Source organism: Rathayibacter sp. AY1C4 (assembly GCF_002932195.1).
In the GTDB taxonomy this organism is placed as follows: Bacteria; Actinomycetota; Actinomycetes; order Actinomycetales; family Microbacteriaceae; genus Rathayibacter.
On the sequence record NZ_PSWE01000038.1, the window covers coordinates 21,375 to 27,777 of the forward strand.

Consider the following 6,403-nt stretch of genomic DNA (forward strand, 5'->3'; position numbering starts at 1 on the left):
CGCTGATGGCGGGTCACGATATCGGCGCGGCCCGCGCCCGCCTCGTCCTGATCGGCCCGATGGGCGCCGGCAAGACGACGATCGGCAAGCGGGTCGCGAAGGCGCTGAGCGCCGGGTTCGTCGACTCCGACGCGGAGTTCGTGCGCACCCACGGCCCGATCGCCCCCTACTTCGACGCCCACGGCGAGCCGGCCTTCCGCCGGGAGGAGCGCCGTGTCGTCGAGCGCGCCGTCCGTCGCGACGTGGTGCTGAGCCTCGGCGGGGGAGCGGTGCTCGATCCCGCGACGCGCGCCGACCTCGCGGACGTGCCCGTCGTGCTCCTCACCACCACGGCCGAGGCCGTCCGCGACCGGCTCGGCTCCGGCTCCCGCCCGCTGGTGCGCGGCGGGGTCGGCGACTGGGTCCGCATCTTCGACGAGCGGCGCCCGGTCTACGAGTCCCTCGCGGACACCGTGGTCGACACCTCCCGGCGGCCGATCACCCTGATCGCCGCCGAGATCGCGGAGTGGGTGCGCGCGCAGCGCCCCTCCGCCACCCCTGCACCATCGGACCCGGCGGCCACGAGCCGCCCGAGCGGAAGAAAGTCATGAACGACGGCACCACCGCCATCCCCGTCGCCGGAGAGAACGGCTACGACATCCACGTCGGGCGCGGACTCCTCGACGGCCTCGCCGACGCGATCGGCCCCCGGGCCGCGAAGGTGCTCATCGTGCACCCGCCGACCCTCGCGGTCCTCGCCGCCGAGATCCGCGAGAGCCTGCTCGAGCGCTACGAGGTGCTGCTCGCCGAGGTCCCGGACGCCGAGGCCGCGAAGCGCGTGGAGGTGGCGGCCTTCTGCTGGCAGGTGATGGGGCAGTCGGACTTCACCCGCACGGATGTGGTCGTCGGCTTCGGCGGCGGCGCGATCACCGACCTGGCCGGCTTCGTCGCCGCCACCTGGCTCCGCGGGGTCGACCTGGTGCAGGTGCCGACCACCGTGCTCGGGATGGTCGACGCGGCCGTCGGGGGGAAGACCGGCATCAACACGGCCGAGGGCAAGAACCTCGTCGGCGCCTTCCACGCGCCGCGGGCGGTCGTCGCCGACCTCGACGTGCTGACCAGCCTCCCGCGCAACGAGATCCTGGCCGGCTTCGGCGAGATCGTGAAGTACGGGATGATCGCCGAGCCGCGCATCCTCGACATCATCGAGTCCGACATCGACCTGGCCACGGACCCGACGTCGGAGGAGTTCCGCAGCCTGGTCGAACTGTCGATCGGGATCAAGGCGCGGGTCGTCGGCGAGGACTTCACCGAGAAGGGCCTGCGCGAGATCCTGAACTACGGGCACACCCTCGGGCACGCGGTCGAGCACGCCGAGCGCTACCAGTGGCGCCACGGCGCGGCCGTCTCCGTCGGGATGATGTTCGCGGCCGAGCTCTCGCGCCTGACCGGATCGCTCAGCGACGCGGTCGTGGACCGCCAGCGCCGGGTCCTCGAGTCGCTGACCCTGCCGACGAGCTACCCGCTCGGACGGTGGGAGACGCTCCTCGCCGCGATGCAGCGCGACAAGAAGACCCGTGCGGGCATGCTCCGCTTCGTGGTCCTCGACGACATCGCCCGCCCGAGCATCCTGCAGGGGCCGGAGACGTCGCTGCTGTTCGCGGCGTACCAGGAGATCGGATCGTAGGTCCGACTCGGCTGAGCCCGGGCGGCGCCGTTGGGGCGATTCGCACGCGGCGTCCAGACTCCTCTGCCGACGGGGCCGCGTCGACTACACTCGACGGGTCAGCCGGACCGGCCGATATCGCCGCGCCCGCGTACCGGGCTCGCCGGCGCAGACTTCCACTGAAACGGATCCCCCTTCGCATGGCCTCTACCACCGACATCAAGAACGGCACCGTCCTCAGCATCGACGGCCAGCTCTGGAACGTCATCGACTTCCAGCACGTCAAGCCGGGCAAGGGCGGCGCCTTCGTCCGCACCAAGATGAAGAACGTCCTCACGGGCAAGGTCGTCGACAAGACCTTCAACGCGGGCGCCAAGATCGACACGGCCAACGTCGACCGCCGCGACTTCCAGTACCTCTACCGCGACGGCGCGGACTTCGTGTTCATGGACACCAGCGACTACGACCAGATCACCGTCCCCGAGGCGGTCGTCGGCGACGCGGCGAACTTCATGCTCGAGAACCAGAACGTGACCCTCGCCCTGCACGACGGCGACCCGCTCTACATCGACCTCCCCGCCTCGGTCGTCCTCGAGATCACCTACACGGAGCCGGGCCTCCAGGGCGACCGCTCGACCGGCGGCACCAAGCCCGCGACGGTCGAGACCGGCTACCAGATCCAGGTCCCGCTGTTCCTCGAGCAGGGCACGAAGGTCAAGGTCGACACCCGCACGGGCGACTACCTCGGCCGCGTCAGCTGAGCCGGGCCTCCCGTGAGTGCTCGCACGAAGGCGCGCAAGCGCGCCCTCGACATCCTCTACAACGCCGACGTCCGGCAGATCAGCTTCGCCCAGTCGCTGCGCGCCGAGGCCGAGCGGGCGGCGAACGAGCCGGCCCGTGAGGCCTCGTGGCTCTACGCCCGCGAGATCGTCGACGGGGTCATCGACCACGCCGACGAGATCGACGAGCTGATCGCCCGGCTCGCCCAGGGCTGGACACTCTCGCGCATGCCGCTGGTCGACCGCGCGATCCTCCGGATCGGGGTGTGGGAGATCCTGCACAACGACGCGGTACCCGACGGCGTCGCCATCTCGGAGGCCGTCGAGGCCGCCACGTCGCTGTCGACCGACGACTCGGCGGGCTTCATCAACGGGCTCCTCGCCTCCGTCGCGGAGTCCCGCACGACGGCCTGACCCGCCCCGGCGACCTGCTCGGCCCGCCGGATCCCCGTGATCGGGCGGGCCGAGGTCGTTCCCGGGCTGCCCGTCCGGCGGGCAGCGCGTCGGCCCCTATACTCGACACGGCTTTTCCTTTAACAGCCGTCCTGTGAGGCGGGGAAGGAGGTCGGTGTGACGGCACGAATCGTGCTCAACGGCGCTGACATCACGCGAGCGCTCACGCGCATCGCCCACGAGATCCTCGAGTCGAACCGCGGCCCCGAGTCGCTGGTCGTCCTCGGCATCCCGACGCGCGGCGTCGCCCTCGCGAGGCGCATCGCCGAGACGATCGCGCGGATCGAGCCGGACGGGCCCCCCGTCTTCGCCGGCTCCCTCGACGTGACGATGTACCGCGACGACCTCTCCCGGCACCCGGTCCGCACCCCCGCGCGCACCGCCGTCCCCGCGAGCATCGACGGCCGAACCGTGGTCCTCGTCGACGACGTCCTCTTCTCGGGCCGCACCATCCGCGCCGCCCTGGACGCCCTCAGCGACATCGGCCGTCCGCGAGCCGTGCGGCTGGCCGCGCTGGTCGACCGCGGACACCGCGAGCTCCCGATCCGGGCGGACTTCGTCGGCAAGAACCTGCCGAGCAGCCTGAGCGAGCGGATCAACGTCCGGCTCGTCGAGACGGACGGTGAGGACCTGGTCGCGATCGAGTCGCAGGCCACCGGCGAGGAGACGGCTCCGTGAAGCACCTGCTCTCGACCCGGGACCTCGACCGCGCGAGCGCGATCGCACTCCTCGACATCGCCGAGGACATGGCGGACGTGCAGAACCGCGAGGTCAAGAAGCTGCCGACCCTGCGCGGGAAGACCGTGGTCAATCTCTTCTTCGAGGACTCCACCCGCACGCGGATCTCGTTCGAGGCGGCGGCGAAGCGGCTCTCGGCCGACGTCATCAACTTCAGCGCGAAGGGCTCCAGCGTCTCCAAGGGCGAGAGCCTGAAGGACACCGCGCAGACGCTCGCCGCGATGGGCGCCGACGGCGTGGTCATCCGCCACAGCGCCTCCGGAGCCCCTGCGGTTCTGGCGGCGAGCGGCTGGATCGACGCGTCGATCCTCAACGCCGGTGACGGGACCCACGAGCACCCGACCCAGGCGCTCCTGGACGCGTTCACCGTCCGCCGGCGCCTGCACGGCGCCTCCGCGTCCCGCGGCAAGAGCCTCGACGGCGTCGCGGTCACGATCGTGGGCGACGTCCTGCACTCGCGGGTGGCGCGCTCGAACGTCTGGCTGCTGACGGCGCTGGGCGCCGAGGTGACCCTGGTCGCACCGCCGACCCTCGTGCCGGTCGACACGCGCGACTGGCCCGCGACCATCCGCTTCGATCTGGACGAGGCGATCGACACCGGGCTCCCCGACGTCGTGATGCTCCTGCGCATCCAGCTCGAGCGGATGTCGAGCGGGTTCTTCCCCAACGGCCGGGAGTACGCGCGGATCTGGGGCCTCGACGACGAGCGGCTCGCCCGGCTGGGTCCCGATACCATCGTCATGCACCCCGGACCCATGAACAGGGGCGTCGAGATCTCCTCGGCGGCCGCCGATTCGAGCCGCTCCACGGTGCTCGAACAGGTCACGAACGGAGTGTCCGTCCGGATGGCCGCGCTCTACCTGCTGCTGTCCGGCGAACGGGAGGTCCACTGATGAGCACTGCCCAGCCGCTTCAGAGCACGGCGCCGGAGCGGATCCTGATCTCGGGGGCGACGCTCGCCGACGAGTCGACCGCCGACCTGCTGATCGACGGGGGCGTGATCGTCGAGATCGGCGCCGACCTCGACTCGCGCGGGGCCCGCGTGATCGACGCCGACGGCCTGCTGGCGCTGCCCGGCCTGGTCGACCTGCACACCCACCTGCGCGAGCCGGGGTTCGAGCAGAGCGAGACGATCCTCACCGGCACGCGAGCTGCGGCCGCCGGAGGCTTCACCGCCGTCTTCGCGATGGCGAACACCTCGCCGGTGCAGGACACCGCGGGCGTGGTCGAGCAGGTGCAGAGCCTGGGCGAGGACGCCGGCTACGCGACGGTCCGCCCGATCGGCGCGGTGACCGTGGGTCTGGCGGGGGAGTCGCTCGCCGAGCTCGGCGCGATGGCCCGCAGCCGCGCGGCCGTGCGGGTCTTCTCGGACGACGGGAAGTGCGTCTCGGACGCGCTGCTGATGCGCCGCGCTCTCGAGTACGTCAAGGCGTTCGACGGAGTCGTCGCCCAGCACGCGCAGGAGCCGCGGCTCACCGTGGGCGCGCAGATGAACGAGGGCGCCGTCTCCAGCGCCCTCGGCCTGCAGGGCTGGCCCGCCGTGGCCGAGGAGGCGATCATCGCCCGCGACGTGCTCCTCGCCGAGCACGTGGGCTCCCGCCTGCACGTCTGCCACGTCTCGACCGCGGGCTCGGTCGACGTCATCCGCTGGGCGAAGGCCCGGGGGATCGACGTGACCGCCGAGGTCACCCCCCACCACCTGCTCCTCACCGAGCAGGCCGTCGCCGGCCAGGACGGGCCGAGCTACGACGCCCGCTTCAAGGTGAACCCGCCGCTGCGCCGCGACGAGGACGTGCTCGCCCTCCGCGAGGCCCTCGCCGACGGCACCATCGACATCGTCGCCACCGACCACGCGCCGCACCCGGTCGAGGCGAAGGACTGCGAGTGGGACGCCGCGGCGTTCGGCATGGTCGGCCTCGAGAGCGCGCTGAGCGTGGTGCACGCCGCCGTCGTCGAGGACGGGCGGATGAGCTGGTCCGACGTCGCGCGCGTGCTCTCCTCCGCCCCCGCCCGCATCGGCCGGCTCGACGGCTACGACCGCGCCCTCGCCGTCGGGGCCGCCGCGAACGTCGTGCTCTACGACCCGGAGGCGCGACGCCGCTTCTCCGTCGAGGACCTGCGCGGCCGCAGCGGCAACTCCCCGTACCTCGGTCGCGAGCTGCCGGGCCGCGTCGTCGCCACCCTCCACCGGGGCTTCCCGACCGTGCTGGACGGCGAGCTCGTCGACGCGGCGGTCGTCGCCGCCTCCGCGAAGGCCTCCCGTGGATAGGGCCGCGATCACGATCGTCATCGCCGCGGTCGTCGTCCTCGTCTTCGTCGGCATGCTGCTCTCCTGGCGCGCGCGGCGCCGCCGCTCGGCCGCCCTCGCGCCGGAGCCCGTGCCCGCGTCCTCGCTGGGCGCCGAGGTCGAGCGCGTCGACCTCCCGTACGTGGCCACGACCCGCTTCGAGCAGCCGCTCGAGCGCGTCGTGCTGCCGGGGCTCGGCTTCCGCGGCAACGCTGTGCTGCGCCTCCACGAGCGCGGCGTCGTGATCGCCCCCGTCGGCGAGCGCGAGACGGTGATCCCGGCCTCCCTCCTGCGCGGAGCGGGCCAGGGCAGCTACGTGATCGACCGCGTCGTCGAGGAGGGCGGCCTGCTCGTGATCTCCTGGTCGCCCCGCGGCGACGAGACCGTCGACAGCTACCTCCGCGTGGCCGAGCCCGCCCTCCGGGCGCACCTGGTCGCCGAGCTGCAGCGCCTCGCCGGCCCCCGTTCCTCCCCCTCGGGGAGGGCGAGGTCCTCGCCGGA

At 72.4% G+C, this 6,403-nt stretch carries 8 protein-coding genes; all 8 read left to right on the forward strand.

Annotated features, from left to right (window positions below):
- The first annotated feature begins 5 nt into the window (after positions 1-5).
- Positions 6-590: a shikimate kinase gene (locus C5C99_RS15115; protein ID WP_104340328.1), complete on the forward strand. Its 585-nt coding sequence runs from the start codon at positions 6-8 to the stop codon at positions 588-590.
- Complete coding sequence (gene aroB / locus C5C99_RS15120) at positions 587-1,666, forward strand: 3-dehydroquinate synthase (RefSeq protein ID WP_104224752.1); 1,080 nt, start codon at positions 587-589, stop codon at positions 1,664-1,666. The genes C5C99_RS15115 and aroB overlap by 4 nt, the downstream gene beginning before the upstream one ends.
- A gap of 179 nt (positions 1,667-1,845) precedes the next feature.
- Positions 1,846-2,406, forward strand: coding sequence for an elongation factor P (gene efp / locus C5C99_RS15125; RefSeq protein WP_068210208.1), 561 nt, complete (start codon positions 1,846-1,848; stop codon positions 2,404-2,406).
- Positions 2,407-2,418: 12 nt separating this feature from the next.
- Positions 2,419-2,838, forward strand: coding sequence for a transcription antitermination factor NusB (gene nusB / locus C5C99_RS15130; RefSeq protein WP_104224751.1), 420 nt, complete (start codon positions 2,419-2,421; stop codon positions 2,836-2,838).
- Positions 2,839-2,994: 156 nt separating this feature from the next.
- Complete coding sequence (gene pyrR / locus C5C99_RS15135) at positions 2,995-3,555, forward strand: bifunctional pyr operon transcriptional regulator/uracil phosphoribosyltransferase PyrR (RefSeq protein WP_104224750.1); 561 nt, start codon at positions 2,995-2,997, stop codon at positions 3,553-3,555.
- Positions 3,552-4,508 (forward strand): aspartate carbamoyltransferase catalytic subunit, encoded by a 957-nt coding sequence (locus C5C99_RS15140; RefSeq protein WP_104340329.1) that lies wholly within the window; start codon positions 3,552-3,554, stop codon positions 4,506-4,508. The genes pyrR and C5C99_RS15140 overlap by 4 nt, the downstream gene beginning before the upstream one ends.
- A complete protein-coding gene (locus tag C5C99_RS15145) occupies positions 4,508-5,884 on the forward strand; it encodes a dihydroorotase (RefSeq protein WP_104340330.1) in 1,377 nt (458 codons plus the stop codon). The genes C5C99_RS15140 and C5C99_RS15145 overlap by 1 nt, the downstream gene beginning before the upstream one ends.
- On the forward strand, positions 5,877-6,403 hold a 527-nt coding region (locus tag C5C99_RS15150), incomplete at its 3' end, for a hypothetical protein (RefSeq protein WP_104340331.1). The genes C5C99_RS15145 and C5C99_RS15150, both read left to right, overlap by 8 nt.